Annotated in this window: 19 protein-coding genes; 7 read left to right on the top strand and 12 right to left on the bottom strand. The window is 69.4% G+C overall.

Annotation, left to right across the window (positions count from 1 at the left end; translation table 11 throughout):
* The first annotated feature begins 8 nt into the window (after positions 1-8).
* From E9232_RS14300 to E9232_RS14280, 5 genes are all read left to right on the top strand, one after another.
* Positions 9-575 carry an invasion associated locus B family protein gene (locus E9232_RS14300; protein WP_309794824.1) on the top strand — a complete coding sequence of 189 codons (567 nt, stop codon included), beginning with the start codon at positions 9-11 and terminating at the stop codon, positions 573-575.
* A 48-nt stretch (positions 576-623) separates the two neighbouring features.
* Positions 624-1262: a hypothetical protein gene (locus E9232_RS14295; protein WP_309794823.1), complete on the top strand. Its 639-nt coding sequence runs from the start codon at positions 624-626 to the stop codon at positions 1260-1262.
* A gap of 46 nt (positions 1263-1308) precedes the next feature.
* Positions 1309-2148 carry an OmpA family protein gene (locus tag E9232_RS14290; protein ID WP_309794822.1) on the top strand — a complete coding sequence of 280 codons (840 nt, stop codon included), beginning with the start codon at positions 1309-1311 and terminating at the stop codon, positions 2146-2148.
* A gap of 234 nt (positions 2149-2382) precedes the next feature.
* Entirely contained in the window at positions 2383-3186 is an 804-nt protein-coding gene (locus tag E9232_RS14285; protein ID WP_309794821.1) for a hypothetical protein, read from the top strand.
* Positions 3187-3260: 74 nt separating this feature from the next.
* The gene (locus E9232_RS14280; protein WP_309794820.1) at positions 3261-4520 is read left to right on the top strand and encodes a LacI family DNA-binding transcriptional regulator; all 1260 of its coding nucleotides are present in this window, start codon (positions 3261-3263) and stop codon (positions 4518-4520) included.
* An 84-nt stretch (positions 4521-4604) separates the two neighbouring features.
* Here E9232_RS14280 and E9232_RS14275 read toward each other — a convergent pair whose 3' ends face one another.
* The 9 genes from E9232_RS14275 to E9232_RS14235 form a co-directional block, all read right to left on the bottom strand.
* Positions 4605-5618 (bottom strand): ABC transporter ATP-binding protein, encoded by a 1014-nt coding sequence (locus E9232_RS14275; protein ID WP_309794819.1) that lies wholly within the window; start codon positions 5616-5618, stop codon positions 4605-4607.
* Position 5619: 1 nt separating this feature from the next.
* Positions 5620-6639, bottom strand: coding sequence for an ABC transporter ATP-binding protein (locus E9232_RS14270; RefSeq protein WP_309794818.1), 1020 nt, complete (start codon positions 6637-6639; stop codon positions 5620-5622).
* A complete protein-coding gene (locus tag E9232_RS14265) occupies positions 6639-7523 on the bottom strand; it encodes an ABC transporter permease (protein ID WP_309794817.1) in 885 nt (294 codons plus the stop codon). The genes E9232_RS14270 and E9232_RS14265 overlap by 1 nt, the downstream gene beginning before the upstream one ends.
* 12 nt (positions 7524-7535) lie before the next feature.
* On the bottom strand, positions 7536-8486 hold the full coding sequence (locus E9232_RS14260) for an ABC transporter permease (protein WP_309794816.1): 951 nt from the start codon (positions 8484-8486) through the stop codon (positions 7536-7538).
* 30 nt (positions 8487-8516) lie between these two features.
* On the bottom strand, positions 8517-10196 hold the full coding sequence (locus E9232_RS14255; protein WP_309794815.1) for a peptide ABC transporter substrate-binding protein: 1680 nt from the start codon (positions 10194-10196) through the stop codon (positions 8517-8519).
* Positions 10197-10273: 77 nt separating this feature from the next.
* Positions 10274-11602, bottom strand: coding sequence for an NAD(P)/FAD-dependent oxidoreductase (locus E9232_RS14250; protein ID WP_309794814.1), 1329 nt, complete (start codon positions 11600-11602; stop codon positions 10274-10276).
* Between the two features lie 37 nt (positions 11603-11639).
* On the bottom strand, positions 11640-12338 hold the full coding sequence (locus tag E9232_RS14245) for an SDR family NAD(P)-dependent oxidoreductase (RefSeq protein WP_309794813.1): 699 nt from the start codon (positions 12336-12338) through the stop codon (positions 11640-11642).
* Between the two features lie 252 nt (positions 12339-12590).
* On the bottom strand, positions 12591-13124 hold the full coding sequence (locus tag E9232_RS14240; RefSeq protein WP_309794812.1) for a MarR family winged helix-turn-helix transcriptional regulator: 534 nt from the start codon (positions 13122-13124) through the stop codon (positions 12591-12593).
* Between the two features lie 107 nt (positions 13125-13231).
* Positions 13232-14548 carry an NAD(P)/FAD-dependent oxidoreductase gene (locus tag E9232_RS14235; protein ID WP_309794811.1) on the bottom strand — a complete coding sequence of 439 codons (1317 nt, stop codon included), beginning with the start codon at positions 14546-14548 and terminating at the stop codon, positions 13232-13234.
* 375 nt (positions 14549-14923) lie between these two features.
* On the opposite strand from E9232_RS14235, the gene msrA reads away from it, so the two are divergent.
* Positions 14924-15541 (top strand): peptide-methionine (S)-S-oxide reductase MsrA, encoded by a 618-nt coding sequence (msrA, locus tag E9232_RS14230; RefSeq protein ID WP_309794810.1) that lies wholly within the window; start codon positions 14924-14926, stop codon positions 15539-15541.
* A gap of 42 nt (positions 15542-15583) precedes the next feature.
* Here the strand turns inward: msrA and E9232_RS14225 are convergent, their stop codons facing one another.
* Both E9232_RS14225 and pobA read right to left on the bottom strand, forming a co-directional pair.
* Entirely contained in the window at positions 15584-16273 is a 690-nt protein-coding gene (locus E9232_RS14225; protein ID WP_309794809.1) for an endonuclease III domain-containing protein, read from the bottom strand.
* Between the two features lie 89 nt (positions 16274-16362).
* On the bottom strand, positions 16363-17535 hold the full coding sequence (gene pobA / locus E9232_RS14220; RefSeq protein WP_309794808.1) for a 4-hydroxybenzoate 3-monooxygenase: 1173 nt from the start codon (positions 17533-17535) through the stop codon (positions 16363-16365).
* Between the two features lie 166 nt (positions 17536-17701).
* Between pobA and E9232_RS14215 the strand changes: the two genes are divergently transcribed.
* Positions 17702-18667: a helix-turn-helix domain-containing protein gene (locus E9232_RS14215; protein WP_309794807.1), complete on the top strand. Its 966-nt coding sequence runs from the start codon at positions 17702-17704 to the stop codon at positions 18665-18667.
* Here the strand turns inward: E9232_RS14215 and E9232_RS14210 are convergent.
* Positions 18586-19380: an SDR family NAD(P)-dependent oxidoreductase gene (locus E9232_RS14210; RefSeq protein ID WP_309794806.1), complete on the bottom strand. Its 795-nt coding sequence runs from the start codon at positions 19378-19380 to the stop codon at positions 18586-18588. The genes E9232_RS14215 and E9232_RS14210 overlap by 82 nt on opposite strands.
* Positions 19381-19391: the final 11 nt, after the last annotated feature.

Below are 19391 nucleotides of genomic sequence, written 5' to 3'. Positions count from 1 at the left end.
GGTGGCCGATGAGGCTGGCGGGATGCCTGGCGATAGTGCTGATGCTGATGGCGACGTCCGGCTCGGCCTTCGCGGTGGGGTGGATACGGTTCAACACCTATGCCGTGAAGCCGTCCGATGTCGCCATCCCCGACGGGGAGGAGCTTGGCAAGTACCGGCGGGTGGTCCAGCCGTTCAAGAACTGGATCCTGATCTGCGACGAGAGCCTGACGTCGAAGCGCCGGGTCTGCAACCTGACCCAGTCGATCGTCAACCAGGATGGGTCGGCCGTCTTCAACTGGTCCTTCGTGGCCACGGCGGACGGCCAGCCCCTGGTGGTGATGCGGGTGCCCGCCGCGGTCGGGGTGGGGCAGCAGATCGGGCTGGCGCTGGGCGACAAGCCGGACCGGATCGTCGCCCAGACCGACCGGTGCGACGGCACGTTCTGCACCGCCACGATCGCCATCGGCCGGATGCTGCGGCGGCACATCCAGGCCGGGACCGACTGCACCGTCTCCTACCAACTGCCGGAGGGGGAGGTCTCGTTCGAAGCTCCTCTCGACGGGCTGTTCCTCGCACTTTCGGCCATGAAATGACGCGGACGTGACTGCCTTCCGTTCGGTTTCTTGAAAAGGATGAATACGATGCGACTGACCAAGACGATTCTTCTCGGGGCTGCTTCGGTCGCGATCATTGTCGGCGTGATCGCCGGGGCCGATGTGATCGGCTACGCCCAGCCGCCGGTCCAGGTGGCTGATGCGAGCAAGTCCTCCTCCGCGGCGGCGGCAGCGCCGAAGGCGCAGGAGCAGGCGGCCCAGAACAAGCAGGGATCCGCGGCGCCGGCGGCTGCCCTCACCGTGTTCGAAGACCATGCCAAGCAGGCCAAGATCGGCGCCTGCGGCAACGTATTTGCCGCGCTCGGCCGCGGCGTCGCCGCCGATGCGAGCTACAGCGCGCAGAGCCAATGGAACACCAGCGCCGCCGACGCGCACTCGATCGAGGCGATCGTGGCCCTCAACGGCAGCCCGTCGACCCAGGGCTTGCCCGCGGCCGGCGTGGTCTTCGCGTCGCCGGTCGGTCGTTCCTGTGAAGGCACTCTCGTGCGGGTGACGCCGGTCAAGGCCAGCTGTCAGGCGGTGGGGACCGAACTCGTCAACCAGAAGGGCCAGACCGGTGCCATCGGCGAGCTGCCGCTGGTGACCATGCCCAACGGGGCACAGGTCATGCTGGTTCCGCTCGACGATAACTGCGTCGCGGTGACGAGCCTGCGGGCAGCGGGCTGATGGATCGCCGCCCGCGGCAGCGGCGGCCGGGATCAGGGAGATGAAGATGCTTCGAACGATCATTCTGGTTCTCACTTCCTGGGCCTGTCTCGCCGTCGTGGCCGCGGCGGCCGATCCGCCTCTGGCGCCGGCGCCGGCCGTGGTTGAGACGATCGATACCAACCGCAGCTACCTGGTGTTCTTCGACTTCGACAGTTCGAGTCTGACCCCGGAAGCCAAACAGGTCGTGGCCTCGGCTGCGGCTAGCGCGCTGCAGGGCGAGACCACTCGCATCGACGTCACTGGGCACACCGACCGTTCGGGCTCGATCCAGTACAATCAGGCCCTCTCGGTTCGTCGTGGCGAGTCGGTCCGTCGCGAACTGGTTGCTGACGGCGTTGCCGACAGCCTGATCGCGGTCAAGGGCGTCGGCGAGTCCGATCCGCTCGTCCCGACCGCCGACGGCGTCCGCGAGCCGCAGAACCGTCGCGTCGAGATCGTCCTGTCACCGACCGGGTCGGCGGCCGGGCAGAACCCCGGGATGAAGGGGATCTGGGGCGCCATCGCCTATTCGGCGCCAGACCAGAAGCGCGGCTTCTTCTGGGGCGCCGACAAGGCCGATGAGGCGAAGGAGATCGCGCTTCGGCACTGCGTGCACCGGGGCGGCAAGGACTGCCAGGTCGTCTCGCTGTTCCGCAATCACCGTCACTGGACCGACGACGACAAGAGCGGCTTCCCTTACGAGCATTGCGCCGCTCTGTCCGTCGGAAAGCCTCCTGCTGCCGGCCGGCCGGCATTCTGGGGCGCGGCCTCGGCGGAGACCCGACGGGAGGCCGAGGAGAAGGCGACCGCGATCTGCGGCGGCGATGCCCATGAATGCCGGATCCCCGAATGGGTCTGCACCTAGGCGTTCCAGGCGACATCGCTCCTGAAGCGAAGAGAGCCGAGGGCCGCGGCGGTGCCGCCGCGGATCCGCGGTGGTCGGGGCCATGATCCGAACTCCCCAGCGGATCATGGCCCTTTCTGCGTTCGGGCTGGGTGAAGCCTTGGGACGAGCCCGGACGGAGCGCCGGGCACATCCGGCGCGACAGCTCGAAGACACGCCCCATCCCGGATCAAGACAGGACAGCCGAGGCTTCCGATGCTCCCAGTTTCCGCCCTGCAGTCGATGAACGTGCTTCTGGCGACGCCCTGCTACATCTCGGCGGTCTCCATGAACTATGTGACGAGCCTGTTCGAGTTCACGCATGAGGCGATCCGGCTCGGGCTGCGCTCCTCCCTGCACATGCGCTCGGAGAGTCTCGTCCCCCGCGGCCGGAACGAGATCGTCAAGTTCTTCCTGATGAACGAGCAGTACACGCATCTGTTCTGGATCGACTCCGACATCGTGTTCCAGCCCGCGGCCGCGATCCGCCTCCTGCTCTCGGACCACGACGTCGCCGCCGGGATCTACCCGATCAAGCGCTTCAACTGGCCGCAGCAGGGCCTGCCCGCCGGCATGACGAAGGACGCCTTCGAGGCACTCTACACCGACTACCCGTTCAACCCGGTCGGCCTCGGCTCGGAACCGCTGGCCAAATTCGTCGGCGAGGAGGGCTTCGTCGAGGTGGCCGAGGCGCCGACCGGGTTCATGGTGATCAAGCGGCATGTGTTCAGCCGGCTGATGCAGCACTACCCGCGGCTCAACTACGTCCCCGACGGGCCGCCGAACAATCCGGAGGCGCCGTTCTATTGGCTGTTCTTCGACTGCATGGTGGATCCCGACACCAACCGCTACCTCTCCGAGGACTACGCCTTCTGCCGCCGCTGGCGGGACATCGGCGGCAAGGTCCATGCCGATCTCCAATCCGATCTGGGGCATCTCGGGCAGCATATGTTCCGCGGCAATTTCGCCGAGAGCGTCAGGCAGCGGGCCCATGATCCGCGGAACAAGCCTCAGATCTGAGGCGTCGGGAGAGACGGTTCCCGAGATCGACGCCGGTCAGCCGGAAGCGCCGGCGGCGGCAGAGCCGATGCGAGATGAAGTTCCTGGATTGTTGGACCTGCTTCGTGGCTATTATCCAGGCGAGGCGTTCCGGTGCTCCACCGATCCATGGCATTGGCCGATGGTCTTTGCCCGCGATGGCGTATCACCGTCCGAAAGCATGCAAGGCGGCGAGAAGAGGACGCATACGCAGGATTATGGGCAGGCGCCCGATAGACCATGAGACCTTCAGTCCCCTCATGCGCGATGTTGCGAAACTGGCCGACGTTGCGACCTCGACGGTCAGCCGCGCTCTCGCCAATCCCGGCCGGGTCAACGAGAAGACGCGCTGCCGGATCATCGCGGCGGTCGAGCAGCTCGGCTACGTCCCCAACGCCGCCGCCCGGAACCTGCGTGTCGGCACATCCGACATCGTCATGGCCGTGCTGTCGCAACCGGCGGTCGCCAACGACGCCTCGCAGATCATTCCCGAAGTGCTGCAGAGCGTTGCCTCGACCCTCGCGGACAGCGGCTTCAATCTCGTCATCGCCAGCCGTGGCCGTTCGGCGGCGACGGAGAAGCACATTCCCGACCTGGCGATCGGCGGCATCGTCCGCGGCGCGATCGTCCTGGGATCCACGGAATTGCCGTCCTATGGGCGGCGGTCGCTCGCCGGTGCGGGCATCCCGATCGTATCGCTGCTGGAGGACCGCAGCGCCGCCGGCATCCCGAGCGTGGTCGCCAACGACCGCGAGGCCATGCGCGAAGCCGTGCTGCACCTGATCGGCCTGGGGCATCGGTCGTTCTTCTACATCGCCGGGCCGGCCGGCAACTATCACGAGATCGAGCGGTTCGCCGGCCTCGCCGAGGCAGTGTCGGCGACCGGCCTTTCCGATCGGGCGATCATCCGTCACGAAGGTGCCCGTTCGTTCCAGAACGGCTTCCAGACCGGCATCGAAGCCGCCCGGGTGTATCTTGCGCTGAAGCGGCGCCCGACGGCGGCCGTCAGCTGCTGGGACGATGCCGCGATCGCCTTCATGGGCACGGTCCGGTCACAGCGCGTGGCGGTGCCCGGCGGCCTGTCGGTGATCGGATTCGACGGCGCCCCGGTCGGCGCGTTCTGCCAGCCGCCTCTGACCACGCTGCAGCAGCCGACGGCGAGCCTCGGCGCGAAGGCCGCGGAGATCCTGCTGGCGCTGCTGGATCGTGATGCCGCCGAGCCGCCGGTCAAGACGGTTCTGCCGTGCCGCCATCTCCTGCGAGCGAGCACGGCCGCTCCGAAGGGCGGCGCTCGCAAGGCTTCGAAACGACCCTGACGATCCCGTCCCGGGCCGAATGAGGCCGGGGCCCGCCGGGCGACCTCGGTCGCAATTCCATCGCCTCGGGCCAATCGATCGCCGTCACGTCGCTGTGAGCGGCGAGGCCAGCGACAGGTCGTCCCGCAGGCAGGCGGCGAAATGGCCGTCGCCGGTCGCGCGCAGCGGCGGGACGATCTCGGCGCAAACCGGCAGGACGTAGCGGCAGCGGGTGCGGAACGGGCAGCCCGACGGCGGCGCCAGCGGGCTCGGCAACTCGCCCTTCAGCAGGATGCGTGGGCGGCGCAGGGTCGGGTCGGGGATCGGGGCGGCCGACAGCAGCGCCTCGGTGTAGGGATGGCGCGGCGTCTCGAACAGCGCCCGGGTCGGCGCGATCTCCACGATCCGGCCGAGATACATCACCGCCACCCGGTCGCAGATGTGGCCGACCACGGCGAGGTCGTGGCTGATGAACAGCAGGGTCAGGTCCAGCCGCCGCTTCACCTCCATCAGCAGGTTGACGATCTGCGCCTGGATCGAGACGTCGAGCGCCGAGACCGGCTCGTCGGCGACCAGCAGCCGGGGGGCGGTGACCAGGGCGCGGGCGATGCCGATGCGCTGGCGCTGCCCGCCGGAGAATTCATGCGGGAAGCGGTCGGCGTGATGGGCCGACAGCCCGACCGTCTCCAGCGCCGCCCCGACCTTCGCCGCGCGCTCCGCCGCCGGGGGCGCGCCCTTCTGCACCGTGAGCGGCATGGCGACGATGCGGCCGACCGTCATGCGCGGGTTGAGCGAGGCGGCGGGGTCCTGGAACACGAACTGCAGGCGCGGGCGGATCGGCTTGAGCTGGCGGCGGCTCAGCGTGGTGATGTCGGTGCCTTCGAACAGGACACGGCCGCCGGTGGGGCGCATCAGCCGCAGCAGGGTGCGGCCCAGCGTGCTCTTGCCCGAACCGGATTCGCCGACCAGCCCCAGCACCTCGCCCTGGGCCATGGCGAAGGACACGCCGTCGACGGCATGGACCGCCAGCAGGCTGCGGCCGAACAGCGTGCCGCCGACCGGGAAGGACTTCCTGAGGTCCTGCACATCAAGGATCGGCGGGGAGGGTTGGTCCGTCATCTCACGCCCCCACCGCTTCGATCTCGCGCCAGAGATGGCAGCGCACCACCCGGCCGGCGCCGGCCTCCTCCAGCGCCGGGACCGTGGCGTCGCAGGCGCCCGGCCGGGCATGGGCGCAGCGCGGATGGAAGGAGCAGCCGGGCGGCAGGCGGCCGGGATCGGGGACGTTGCCGGGAATGGTCGGCAGCGCGCCGCCGCCGAAATCCAGCCGGTCGATCCGCGGCACGGCGCTGAGCAGCCCTTGGGTGTAGGGTATGCGCGGGTGCTGCAGCAGCCCGACGGCGTCGCCGCGTTCGACGATGCGGCCGGCATACATCACCATCACGCTGTCGGCGATCTCCGCCACCACGCCGAGATTGTGGGTGACGAAGATGATGGCCATGCCGGTCTTCGCCTGCAGCGCCTTCAAGAGGTCGATGATCCCGGCCTGCACCGTGACATCCAGCGCCGTGGTCGGCTCGTCGGCGATCAGCAGGCTGGGGTCGCAGGCCAGGGCCATGGCGATCATCACCCGCTGGCGCATGCCGCCTGAGAGGTGGTGGGGATAGGCGGCCAGCCGCCGCCGCGGCTCCGGGATGCCGACCAGCTCCAGCAGCTCCTCCGCCCGGGCCAGCGCCGCCTTGCGGCCGACGCCGCGGTGGAAGGTCACCGCCTCGGCGATCTGGTCGCCGATCCGGTGCACCGGATTCAGCGAGGTCATCGGCTCCTGGAAGATCATCGAAATCTCGTCCCCGCGCACCGCCTGCATCGCCCCGGCATCGAGGTCGAGCAGGCTGCGGGCCCGGCCGTCGCGCCCGATGAAGCGGACCGATCCCGAGACCGTGCAGCGCGGCGCCGGCGGCAGCAGCCGCAGGATGGCGAGGCTGGTGACGCTCTTGCCCGATCCGGATTCGCCGACCAGGGCCAGCGTCTCGCCGCGGCGCACCGTGAAGGAGACGTCGTTGACCACGGTCAGCGCGCCGCCCTCGCCGCGGAAGGTCACGGCGAGGTCGCGGACCTCGAGGATCGGGGCGTCCGTCATCACGAGTCCAGCCGGGCGTCGAGCGCGTCGCGCAGCCCGTCGCCGATGAAGTTGAAGCTGGCCACCGCCAGGGTGATGGCGATGCCCGGGACCAGGGCCAGCCAGGGGGCCGAGGTCAGGTATTGCTGGGCGTTGTTCAGCATGTTGCCCCAGCTCGCCGTGGGCGGCTGGATGCCGTAGCCGAGGAAGCTGATATAGGCCTCCATCAGGATGGCGCGGGCGACGGTCAGGGTGGCGGCGACGACGATCGGGCCGACAGCGTTGCGCAGCAGCTCGTCGACCATGATGCGGGCATCCGAGGCACCCATCATCTCCGCTGCCAGGGTGAAGTCGCGCTCGCGCAGGGTGCGGATCTGGCTTTCGACCACGCGCGCCACCTCCATCCAGCTGGTCGCGGCGATGATCAGGGTGATGGTGATCGGGTCGGGCTTCAGCAGCGCTGCCAGGGTCAGCAGCAGAAACACGGCGGGGAAGCACAGCATGGCGTCGACCAGCCGCATCAGCACGGCGCCGACCGCCCGGCCGTAATAGCCCGCCACGACCCCGATGGCGGAGCCGACCAGGGTGCTGATCACCATCGCGGCGAAGGCGACGGACAGCGAGATCCGCCCGGCCATCAAGAGCCGGGCGCAGAGGTCGCGGCCGAGCGGGTCGGTGCCGAACAGGTGCCATCCCGTCAGCGGTGGCGCAAAACGCGCGCGCATGTCGATGCGCAGATCGTCGAAGGGCAGCAGCCAGGGCCCGGCGACACAGGCCAGCACCAGCAGCAGGATGCAGGCGACGCCGATCATCGCCAGCCGGTGCCGGCGGAAGCGGCGCCAGCCGCGGTTGCCGGTGCGGCGGGCGGTCTCGGCGGCGTTCGGTTCGGCGACGGTCGCGGTCATCGTCCCGTCTCCTCAATCCAGCCGGATGCGCGGGTCGGCGACCGCGCAGAGGATGTCGGCCAGCAGGTTGCCGAGCAGCACCAGCAGGGCCGAGACCATCAGGATCCCCATCACCACCGGATAGTCGCGATAGCCGAGGGAATCGAGGAACAGCCGGCCCATGCCCGGCCAGGTGAACACCGTCTCGGTCACCAGCGCGCCGCCCAGCAGCGTCGGCAGCTCCAGCCCGGCCAAAGTGATCATCGGCAAGAGCGCGTTGCGCAGCGCGTGGCGGATCAGCACCCGCCTCTCCGGCAGTCCCTTGGCCCGGGCGGTGCGGATGTAGTCCTGGCCGATCACGTCGATCATCGAGGCGCGCATGTAGCGGCTCCACACCGCCACCTCGACCAGCGCCAGCACCAGGGCCGGCGCGATCAGGTGGTGCAGGAAGTCGAGCAGGGATTCGTCGCCGACCGTGTACATGCTGCCGGCCGGCAGCCATTGCAGCCGCACCGAGAACACGTAGATCACGACGAGGCCGAACCAGAAGGTCGGGATCGACAGCGCGACCATGGCGCCGACCGTCGCCAGCATGTCGGCGACCGAATAGCGCCGCACCGCCCCCATCACGCCGATCCAGGCGCCGAGCAGCACCGCGATCAGCACCGCCGTCGCCATCAGCTCGACCGTGGCGAAGAGATGCGAGCCGATGACCGAAAGCACCGGCGCCTGGTCGCGGTAGGACCGCCCCCAGTCGCCGGTCAGCAGCCGGCTGGCCCATTCCCAGTATTGCACCGGCAGCGAGCGGTCGAGGCCCATGTCATGGGCGATCTCGGCCAGCCGCGCCTGGGTCATGCCCGGAACCAGGGCGAATTGCGACAGCGGGCCGCCCGGGGTCAGGTGCAGGATCGCGAAGCCGATCATCGACACGAGCCAGAGCAGCAGCAGGCTCTGAAGCGCGCGGCCGAACAGGAAATGCGCCATGGCGTCCTCCGTCCCCGGGCGGCCGCCGCCTCAACTGGCCCAGTACCAGGTGCGGGCGTTCCAGCAATTCTCCTGGACGTTGACGTTGGGGGTGAAGCCGGTCAGGCCCTTCTTCACGCCCTGGACCATGGCGTATTGGAAGATCGGCAGGTAGGGCAGGTCCTTGCGCGTGAACTCCTGCATCTTGAAGTAGGCCGCCTTGCGCTTGGCCGGGTCGACCGTCGACGCACCCTCCGCCAGCAGCTTGTCGACATCCGCGCTCTCATACTGCGTGGTGTTCTGGCCGCCGCCGCCCTTGGCGCCGATCGAGCGGCTGCCGAAATAGTCGGTCGCATCCGGGTCAGGCCCGACCATGAAGTAGATGCCGACCATCGCGGTCTCGAACTTCGACTGCATCCAGTAGTCGCCCCACATCACCGCCGGGGGCAGGTTGTTGATGGTCATCTTGACGCCGATGTCGAGCCAGTTCTGCTGCAGCAGCTGCTGCGCCTGCTCGCGCACATGGTTGCCGGCGGTGGTCGAATTGACGAATTCGAGGCGCACGCCGTTCTTCTCGCGGATGCCGTCGCCGCCCGGAACCCAGCCGGCGTCGTCCAGGATCTGCTTGGCCTTGTCGGGGTCGTAGGCCTGCTTCGGCAGGTCCGGGTTGAACGCCCAGGACTGCTTCGGCAGGAAGGATTCGGACGGGGTCGGCAGGCCGTAATAGATGCTGTCGATGATGCTTTGCTTGTCCATCGCGGTGTAGAGGGCTTCGCGCACCGCCGGGTCCTGGAAGATCGGCAGTCCGCGGTTCAGCGCGATGTTCTCGATGAAGGCCTGCGGCACCGGCGTGACCTCGCGGTCGGCCAGGCCCTTGGCCTCCTCGTAATGGTCGGCGGTGATGCCCTGCAGGCCGATATAGTCGATGTCGCCGGTGGTGAACTGGGTGAACAGCACGGTCAGGTCGGGGATGTACTTGATCACCAGCCGCTCGAGATACGGCCCGTCCAGGTGATAGCCCTCATGCGCGGCCAGGGTGATGTGGTCGCCCGGCACCCGCTCGACCCATTTGAACGGCCCGGTGCCGACCGGCTTGGTGGCGAAGACGGACGCGTTCGGGTCGGCCTCGGTCTCCAGCAGGTGCTTCGGCACGATGAAGGTCCAGGACAGGATCGACGGATAGGGCGCGTAGGGCTTCTCCAGCTTCCAGGTCAGCTCGGTCGGGCTGACCACCGTCAGGTCGCGCACCAGCTCGTGCCCGGCGCGGCGGGCGGCACGGAACTTCGGGTTGTTGATCAGCTCGATCGAGAACTTGACGTCGTCCGCGGTGAACGGCGTGCCGTCATGCCATTTGACGTTGTCGCGCAGCTTGATCCGCCAGGTCAGGCCATCGGCCGAGACGCCGCCATTCTCCAGGGTCGGCACCTCGGCCGCCAGGTCGGGGATGAAATTGCCTTGCGGGTCGACCTGCCACAGCGGGCTGAACAGGTTGAAATAGACGCCCTCATCGACCTCGATGTGCAGCATCAGCGGGTTGAACACCGTCGGCTCCTGCGACAGGCCGATCACGGCCTGGCCGGTGGGTTTGGCCGGCGGCCCGGCAGCTCGGGCGGCCTTGACCCAGCCCCGGCCGGGGCCGAGCCAGACCGCCGTGCCGGCGGCAAGCCCCGCGGCCAGCACGCTGCGGCGGGTCGGGTGCGAAAACCGATGGTCCCTGGTCTCTCTGGTCATGGTGAAGCTCTCCCATATTCGTTGTGTCGCCAGGCCGGTGGGGGCAGGTCTTCGCCCGTCTCCCCACCGGCCGCCTGTCACACCCCGGCCATCGGCCTGGGCCTTGATCCGTCGGTGAAGCGCGAGAAGCGGAACGCCGTCGGGTCGACGATCGGCCGGGCGCCGGTCGCGAGGTCGGCGGCCAGGTGCCCGGCGGCGGGGCCGATGCCGAAGCCGTGGCCGGAAAAGCCGGTCGCCACCACCAGCCCCGGCACCGTGTCGACGGTCGAGATCACCGGCACCGCGTCGGGCGTCACGTCGATCAGCCCGGCCCATTCCTGAACCACCTTGGCCCCGGCGAAGGCCGGGAACTGCCTGGCCAGGTCGGCCATCGCCTGCCGCGTGTAGCGCCGGTCCGGCGCGGGATCGAGCACCCGGACCTGCTCATAGGGCGACGGCTGGTCCAGCGGCACTGGCGCCGCCTCCCGCCACTCCTGCACGAAGCGGCCGTCGACCCGCAGCTTCAGCGCCGACCATTCCATGCGCAGCGCCGGCAGGAAGTCACCGAAGAAGCGGAAGCTGTCGGGCACGATCGGCGAGACATTGGCGTTGCCGTTGGCGATGGTGTAGCCGCCGTCATGGCGCTTGCGGAAGGCGAACTGCTTCGACCACATCGCCGTCTCAGGCCCGCCCTCCAGCGGCGCCGTCCGCATCGCGCTGGACCGCACCTTCAGCTGCGGCAACCGCAGGCCGAGATCGCTGAGGAAGCGGCGCGACCAGGCGCCGCCCGCCACGATCACGCTGTCGCAGGGGATGCGGCCGCGTTCGGTGACCACGGCGGCGATGCGGCCGCCGGCGCGGTCGATGCCGCGGACGGCGCAATCGGTCAGTATGGTGGCGCCGGCCTGGCGCGCCGCGCGGGCGATGGCGGGGGCGGCGCGCTGCGGCTCGGCCCTGCCGTCGGAGGCGGAGTAGAGCGCGGCCTTCCAGCGCCCGCCGGCACCGGGCATCAGCCGGTCGAATTCGGCGCTGGAGATCAGCCGGGCGTCGAGCTGGTAGGGGCGGGCATGCTCCAGCCACGCCTCGTATTCCGCGATCTCCTGGTCGGTCTCGACCGCGAACAGGATGCCGGTCTGGCGGAAGCCGGTCTCGGCCTCCACGCTCCGGTTCATGTCCTCCCACAGCCGCATGCTCTCGATGATCAGCGGGATCTCGCGCGGATCGCGCCGGGTCTTGCGGCACCAACCCCAGTTGCGGCTCGACTGTTCGCCGGCGATGTGGCCCTTCTCGCACAGCGCCACCAAGACGCCGCGCCGGGCCAGGGCCAGCGCGGCGCTGGTGCCGATGATGCCGCCGCCGACGATCACCACATCGGCCCGGGCGGGCAGGGCGGCATCCGGCTCGACGCTGTCGACCTGCAGCCCCATCAGCGGCCTCCCCGTTTATCCATGGCAGGCATCGGGCTCACCAGCTGTCCTCCAGGGTCGAATTGATCGGGACCTCGGCGATGCTCGCCGTGCCGGGCAGGTCGAGCACGAAGGCGACGATGCGCGCCACGTCCTGCGGCTGGGTCATGCCTTCGGGCGGCCGGCTGGTGGCAGCGGCGGCCATATCGGTGGCGACGAAGCCGGGGCAGATCGCGGTGGCGCGCACGCCCTCGTCCCAGCCGGCATGGCGGATGGCGTGGGTCATGGCCAGGGCGGCGAATTTGCTGACGGCATAGAGGCCCGAGCCCGCCGATTTGACCCGCTTGCCCGACAGCGAGGCGATGGTGACCACCCGGCCATGGCCCGAGGCGACGAGATGCGGCCAGGCGGCCCGCACCAGGCGCAGCGGCGATTTGACGTTGACCTGAATCAGGTCGTCGAGGTCGGCGTCGTCGGCCGCGATCACCGTCTTCGGGATCATGATGCCGGCATTGGCGATGACCGCGTCGATCCGGCCGAAGCGCTCGGCGGTCGCTGCGACCCACAGCTTTTCCGAGGCTGGATCGCGGGCGTCGAAGCAGTGCGCCAGGGCGTCGGCGCCGGGCGGCGGGGTCAGCTGCGCCGGGTTGCGGGCGCCGAGGCTGAGCCGCCAGCCGGCGCGGGCCAGGGCCGCGGCGATCTCGGACCCGATGCCGCGGCTGGCGCCGGAGATCATTGCCACGCGGGCGTCAGTCATGGTGGCCTCCGTCAACGCCTGCCGTCAGAGACTCCCATTCCCCAGCCGAAACCCCACGAGTCCCCCCTCCCCTTGCGGGAGGGGGGTAGGGGGAGGGGGTTCTCTCCGAGTGAACCGATCTAGGCCGTATTGGGCCGGACTGAATGGCGGGGCAGGGTCCATACGCATTCACGCGCGGACGCGCGCAGACCCCTCCCCCTAGCCCCCTCCCGCAAGGGGAGGGGGGACTAAAAAGGAATGAAGCCGGAGAGGCTAGTCCACCGTCGGCGCCTGCTCGACGTAGTTCTCGTAGAGCTTGCGTAGGATGCGCAGCAGGTCGCCCTGCTCCCCTTCCGTCAGCACCGAGAAGAAATCGGCGGACTGTCGGCGGGCGACGGCACGGACGTCCTCCGCGACGCGCCGGCCCGTGTCGGTCAAGTACAGCTCCCGGGCCCGACGCTCGGTCGGCGAGACCTTCTGCTCGATCAGCCCGGCCTGCTGCATCTGCTCCAGCAGCCGCGCCATCGCCGAGCGGTCCTTGAGGATGAAATGGGCCAGCACCGACGGGCGGATGCCCGGGTTGCTGCCGACCAGCAGCAGGGTCGAGATCTTGCCGGTGCCGCCGGCCAGCGACAGCGTCTCGGTCTGCTCGTCCAGGTCCCGGCTGACCAGCAGGTTGACCGTGCGGACGTAGAAGCTGAGGAGATCGGTGAAGATGTCGAAGTCGATGTCCGAGAAGTCGATCGTCTTCGGGATCTGCGGGTTGCTGCGCGGGCGGGCGCGTCCATCGTTGCGGCCATTGGTCATGGCGGGCGCCATCGTCCTTGGTTGTGCGGTTCATGGCCAAATGACAGTTCCACATGGATCTGACAACCGGTGAAGCGGGAGGCGGTGAAGCGGGGGCGAAAGCAGGTTCAGAACGGTGGTGGGTCCAGGCCGTCGCGCCGGGCCAGCCGCTGGTCGCGCAGCCGCGACCAGGCCAGCATCACGCGCGGCATGAAGTTCATGTAGATCGGGGCGCGCTGCAGCCTCTCGACCGGCAAGGCGAGGTCGCCGGGCGGCGTCCCCGTGGCCCAATCGGCCAGCACCGCGCCCATCATCGTGCCGGTCGGCACGCCGCGGCCGGAATAGCCGAGCGAGGCGACCATGCCCGGCGCCAGCTCGAACAGCCGCGGGATCGTCCGCGGCTGCATGTCCAGCGCGCCGGACCAGTAGTACTGGAAGTCGACCTCGGTCAGCTGCGGCAGCAGCCATTGCAGCTTCCCGCGCATCAGCGCCTTGGTGTAGGCGGCGTCCCCGCCGCGGCGGCCTTCGACGAAGACCGAGGTCACCAGCCGGCCGTCCTTGTCGTATTTGTAGATTGAAGTGTCGCGGCGGCTGTCGACGACGGTGTTGTTCTCCGGCGCGATGGTCTTGCGCAGGTTGTCGCTCAGCGGCTGGGTCGCCAGCACGGCGACGCCGAGCCGTGTGAAGCTCTGCTCCAGCCCCGGCCAGAAGCCGGTGGTGTAGGCGCCGGTGCCGCAGACCACCTTATCGGCGACGACGGCGCCGGACGGGGTCTCGACCCGCCAGCGCCCGCCCTGGGCCTTGATGCCGGTGACGCGGGACCGGGTGAAGACCTGCGCGCCCTGGGCCATGGCGGCCCGCGCCAGGCCCCGGGCGTAGCCCAGCGGGTTGAGGTGCCCGCCCTCGGGGTGGAACCAGCCGCCGCAGAAGCGCGGCGACCCGGTGAGGCGCTGGGCCTCGTCGCGGTCGAGCAGCCGCGTCGCCTTGCCGATCTCGGCATATTGGCGGCATCGCCGCTCCAGCTTCGCCATGGCGCCGCTGGCATGCGCCGCCTGGATGTAGCCGGTCTGCACCGCCTCGCAGTCGATGCCGTGGCGGCGGATGATGTCGAAGGCCAGGTTGGCCGCGTTGGTCTGGCGCTCGATCAGGCGCGACGCGAAGGGTTCGCCCAGCATCCGTCGGATCGCCGGAATCTCATGGACATGGAAGGTCGGGGTGCAGTGGCCGGCGTTGCGGCCCGACCCGCCATGGCCGATCTGCTCGGCCTCCAGCACCACCGCCTCGACGCCGCGCTCGCCGAGATGCAGCGCGGTGGACAGGCCGGTGTAGCCGGCCCCGATCACGCAGACCGGCGCGTCGATGGTGCCGTCCAGCGGCGCGGTCTCCGGCGCGGCGGCCGCCGTGGCGAACCACAGCGACGGCTCAAGGGGCGTGTGCTGTATCATCTTCTCCCCGTGGCGGAAGAACTGACACAAATCACCGAAAGAAAAGGCTTCCTGCACAGGGCAGGGTATTCATGCCTTCTTTATCGGCATCGAATGATGAAAGAGCAGACAGTCGCACTCTGCCAAGGAAGGCCGGCCCGAGCGTCGTCCGGTTCTTCGAAATGGCGAAAATCATTGTGATCATCCACTGTGGACGGAGTCAAGTGTTGTCTCCACGGTGCCGCTTCATGCAGGGGAGGGGCCGTGAGGCCGCGCCCTGCTGATCGGGCGCTTTCACTCCGGGGCTTGTCCGGGCGGGTCTGCAACCACATCCTTTGCTGACGCGAACCGTCACCGCAGACCGGCGTTCCCGCCCGGCACCCTGGAGGTTTCGTCATGGGCTTGAAGATCGACCCCTGGTCCTTCCCCGATCCCGAGCTGGCCGCCACCGAGCAGGGCCGCCGCTCGATCGTGCTGGGCGGCGGCTGCTTCTGGTGCACCGAGGCGGTCTACTCCCAGCTCGACGGCGTGCTCTCGGTGCGGCCCGGCTATGCCGGCGACAGCAAGGACACGGCGGACTACCGCACCGTCAGCACCGGCCGCACCAACCATGCCGAGGTGATCGAGGTCGTCTACGACGCCGGCAAGATCGGGTTGGGGCAGATCCTCAAGCTGTTCTTCTCGATCGCGCACGACCCGACGCAGAAGGACCGCCAGGGCGCCGATGTCGGCCGCCAGTACCGCTCGGCGATCTTCACCGCCGATGGTGAGCAGAAGCGGGTGGCCGAGGCCTATATCGCCCAGATCGACAAGGCCGGCCTGTTCGATGACCCGGTGGCGACCGAGGTGGTGCCGCTGGAGGCCTTCTACGAGGCCGAGGAATACCACCACGACTACGCCGCCCGGAACCCGAACCAGCCCTATATCCGCGCGGTGTCCACCCCGAAGGTGGAGAAGCTGAAGAAGGTGCATGGCGACCTGCTGAAGGCCGGGGCGAAGGACGCAGCCCACTGACCGCACGGCGGCGGGATGGGGCATCCCCGTCCTGCCGCCGGGTCAGCATCCGCGGCGGGGGCAGAGATCCTGCAGCGGGCAGCGGTCGCAGGCCGGTGCCCGGACGGTGCAGACCGTCTGGCCCAGCGACTTGATCAGCCGGTGAAGCTCGTACAGCTCGTCGGCGGTCCAGCCTTCCGGGACCAGCCGCATCAGCCCGTTATGCCCGGCCTCATAGTCGGGCTTGGCCGGCAGCAGCCCCAGCCTTTCGCCGACCCGCAGCAGATGGGTGTCGACCACCAGTTCGCGCTTGCGCAGCGTGCTGAAGTTCAGGACCGAAGCGGCGATCTTGGGGCCGACCCCCGGCAGGTCGCCCAGCCATCGCATCGCCGCCTCCTCCTCCAGATCCGCCAGGAAGTCGAGGGCGAGGCCGCCGCTGCGGGCCACGATCATGCGCAGCGCCTGGGGCAGCTGCTCGGCCTTGCGCGCGGCGTGGTTCACCATCCAGATGGCGCGTTCGATCCGCTGCGGCGCCGCCTGCCGCAGAGCGTCCCAGGACGGATACCGGCCGTGCAGCTGCTCGAAGGCCCGGATCGACACCTCGTCCCGCGTCTTGGAGCCGAGCATGCTCCTGACGAGCTGGCTGACCGGATCGCGTCGCGGCTCGTCGCGGCAGGGACCGGCGCCGGCGCGCAGCCGGGCGCGGACCTTCGGCAGAAGCGGATCGTCGTCGAGCGGGAAGGAGAGCTGCATGGCGAAGCTCCAGGCCGACTATCCCTCCATGATAAGAACAAACAAGGAACGTATCTAGCGGAATCTCGTGCCGGCCGTCGCCGAGGTCGCTAGACCAGCGGCAGCCCGACATAGTTCTCGGCCAGCGTCGTCTGGGCGGCACGGGAGCCCTTGATGTAGGCCAGTTCCGCCTGCTGCAGCCGGCGCTCCAGCGGCCCGGTCCCGGGGAAGCGGTGGGTCAGGCCGGTGAACCACCAGGAGAACCGTTCCGCCTTCCACACCCGGGCAAGGGCGCGGGCGGAATAGCCGTCGATTCCGGCGGCCGACTTGTCCTGGTAGAACTCGGCCAGGGCCTCGGCCAGCATCACCACGTCCGACACCGCCAGGTTCATGCCCTTGGCCCCGGTCGGCGGCACGATGTGGGCGGCATCGCCGGCCAGGAACAGCCTGCCGTGGCGCATCGGCTCGGTGACGAAGCTGCGCAGCGGCGCGATGCTCTTCTCGAAGGACCGGCCGCGGGTCACCCCCGCCGCCGCCTGGGGGCCCAGCCGCAGGCAGAGCTCGTCCCAGAAGCGGTCGTCCGGCCAGTCCTCGATCCGGTCGTCCAGCGGGCATTGCACGTAGTAGCGGCTGCGGCCGGCCGACCGCATGCTGGCCAGGGCGAAGCCGCGCTCGTGGTTGGCGTAGATCAGCTCATGCGCGGCTGGCGGCACCTCGGCCAGGATCCCCAGCCAGCCGAAGGGATAGACCCGTTCGAACTCCTGGCGCACACCGTCGGGGATGCAGCCGCGGCTGACCCCGTGGAAGCCGTCGCAGCCGGCGACGAAGTCGCAGTCCAGCCGGTGCTCGGCGCCGTCCCGGCGCCAGGTGACATGGGGCCGGTCGGTCCCGATGTCGTGCGGCTGCACCTCCTCGGCCTCGAACACGATCGGCAGGCCGCGCTCCTCCGCCGCGTCGAACAGGTCGCGCATCACCTCTTGCTGGCCGTAGACCATGATGCCGGACCCGGTCAGCGCCTGCATGTCGATGCGGAACATCTCGCCGTCCACCGCCAGGTTGGTGCCGGCGTGGGGCAGCCCCTCGCGCCGCATGCGGGCGCCGACGCCCAGCCGGTCCAGCAGTTCGACGGTGCCCTGCTCCAGCACCCCGGCGCGGACCCGGCCCTCGACATAGTCGCGGCTGCGGCGCTCGACCACCACGGCGTCGATGCCGGCGCGGTGCAGCAGATGGGCCAGGACCAGCCCGGCCGGCCCGGCGCCGATGATGGCGATCTGGGTGCGCATTCCAAGGCCCTCCCGGAGTCCGTCCGACGGCGCGGCATCAGGGGCCGCGATCTCGGGGAAAGGCTAAGCGCGGGGGTGGCGAAAGCAATGGACGCGGCGGCAGATAAATTGGACATTTCTTCCCTCACGCCGCGCCCGAAGATCGGCGGTAGAAGGCAGGACCGTCATGCAAGCCCCTGTGATCCCGAACTTCTTCCTCTATGGCGAGGCGCCCAGGACGGTCGATGACCGCTTCCTGCATTTGGAGGCACTGGAGGATCGCAGCCGTCCCAGCGACTGGACCATCCGGGCGCATGCCCATGCCAACCTGAACCACATCTTCCACTTCACCCGCGGCGGCGGCGTGGTGCGGGCCGAGGGGCAGTCGATCCGGCTGCCGGCGCCGTGCCTGCTGCTGATGCCGGCCGGGGTGGTGCATGGCTTCGACTTCGAGCCGGAGACGGTGGGTTCGGTGCTGACGGTGTCGGACACCACGCTGCGCGAGCTGCTGCGGCGCGAGCCGGAGTTCCGGCCGCTCTTCGCCGCCCCGGCCGTGATCCCGGTCGTCGACCAGGGCTTCATCCTGGCCAGCCTGGGCCGGCTGTCGCGCGAGCTGGCGTGGCTGGCGCCCGGCCGCGCCGCGGCGGTGGAGGCGCTGCTGGTCGGCATCCTGGTCGAGGTGCTGCGCCTGGCGCAGGCGGGGGGAGGGGAGACGGCGGCGCCGGGGCCCCAGGCGCTGCTGGTGGCCCGGTTCCGCGAGCGGATCGAGGAGCGCTACCGCAGCCATGACGAGGTCGAGGACTATGCCCGGGCGCTGGCGGTCAGCCCGAAGCGGCTCTGGGCCGCCTGCCGCCGGGTGGCGGGCGCACCCCCGGCCCGGCTGATCCAGGACCGGCTGCTGCTCGAGGCCAAGCGGCTGCTGCTCTACTCCAACATCTCGGTGGCCGATGCCGGCTATGCCCTCGGCTTCACCGACCCGGCCTATTTCTCGCGGCTGTTCGCCAAGGAGACCGGCCTGTCGCCGCGTGCCTTCCGGCGCGGCGGCGACGCCCGGCCTCAGGCGGCCCAGCTTCAGACAATCGTATCGACCACGCCGCCATCGACCCGCAGCGCGGCGCCGTTGGTGGCCGAGGCCAGGGGCGAGGCAACATAGACCACCATGTTCGCGGTCTCCTCCGGCGTCGCGATCCGGGCGATGATCGAGGTCGGCCGGTGCGTCTGCACGAATTCGGCCGCGGCGGCCTCGACGGACTTGCCGGTCTTCTCCGCCACCTCCTTCATGAACCCCTTCACCCCCTCCGACATGGTCGGGCCGGGCAGCACCGAATTGACCGTGACGTTGGTGCCGCGGGTCAGCTTGGCCAGGCCGCGCGACACCGACAGCTGCGCCGTCTTGCTGAAGCCGTAATGCACCATCTCCACCGGGATGTTGACGCCGGATTCCGAGGAGATGAACACCACCCGGCCCCAGTTGCGCGCCAGCATGCCCTTGAGGTAGGCGCGCGACAGGCGCACGCCGGACATGACGTTGACCTCGAAGAACCGGGTCCAGTCCTCGTCCGGAATGTCGAAGAAGTCCTTCAGCTCGAAGATGCCGACATTGTTGACCAGGATGTCGACCTCCGGCACCGCCGCCACCAGCGCGGCGCAGCCCGCCGCCGTCGACACGTCGGCCGCGGCGCCGCGCAGGACGGCGCCCGGCACGGCGCGCTGCAGCTCGGCCACCGCCGCGTCCACGGCGGCGGGCTTGCGGCCGTTGACCACCACCTCGGCCCCGGCCCCGGCCAGGCCCTTGGCGATGGCGAAGCCGATACCGGTGGTGGAACCGGTGACGAGGGCGGTCTTGCCCGACAGGTCGATCTTCATGTGGACTCTCC

Source organism: Inquilinus ginsengisoli, from assembly GCF_031453975.1.
In the GTDB taxonomy this organism is placed as follows: Bacteria; Pseudomonadota; Alphaproteobacteria; order DSM-16000; family Inquilinaceae; genus Inquilinus; species Inquilinus ginsengisoli_A.
The sequence above is the reverse complement of the archived record's forward strand: the minus strand, read 5'-3'. Positions and strand labels throughout refer to the sequence as shown.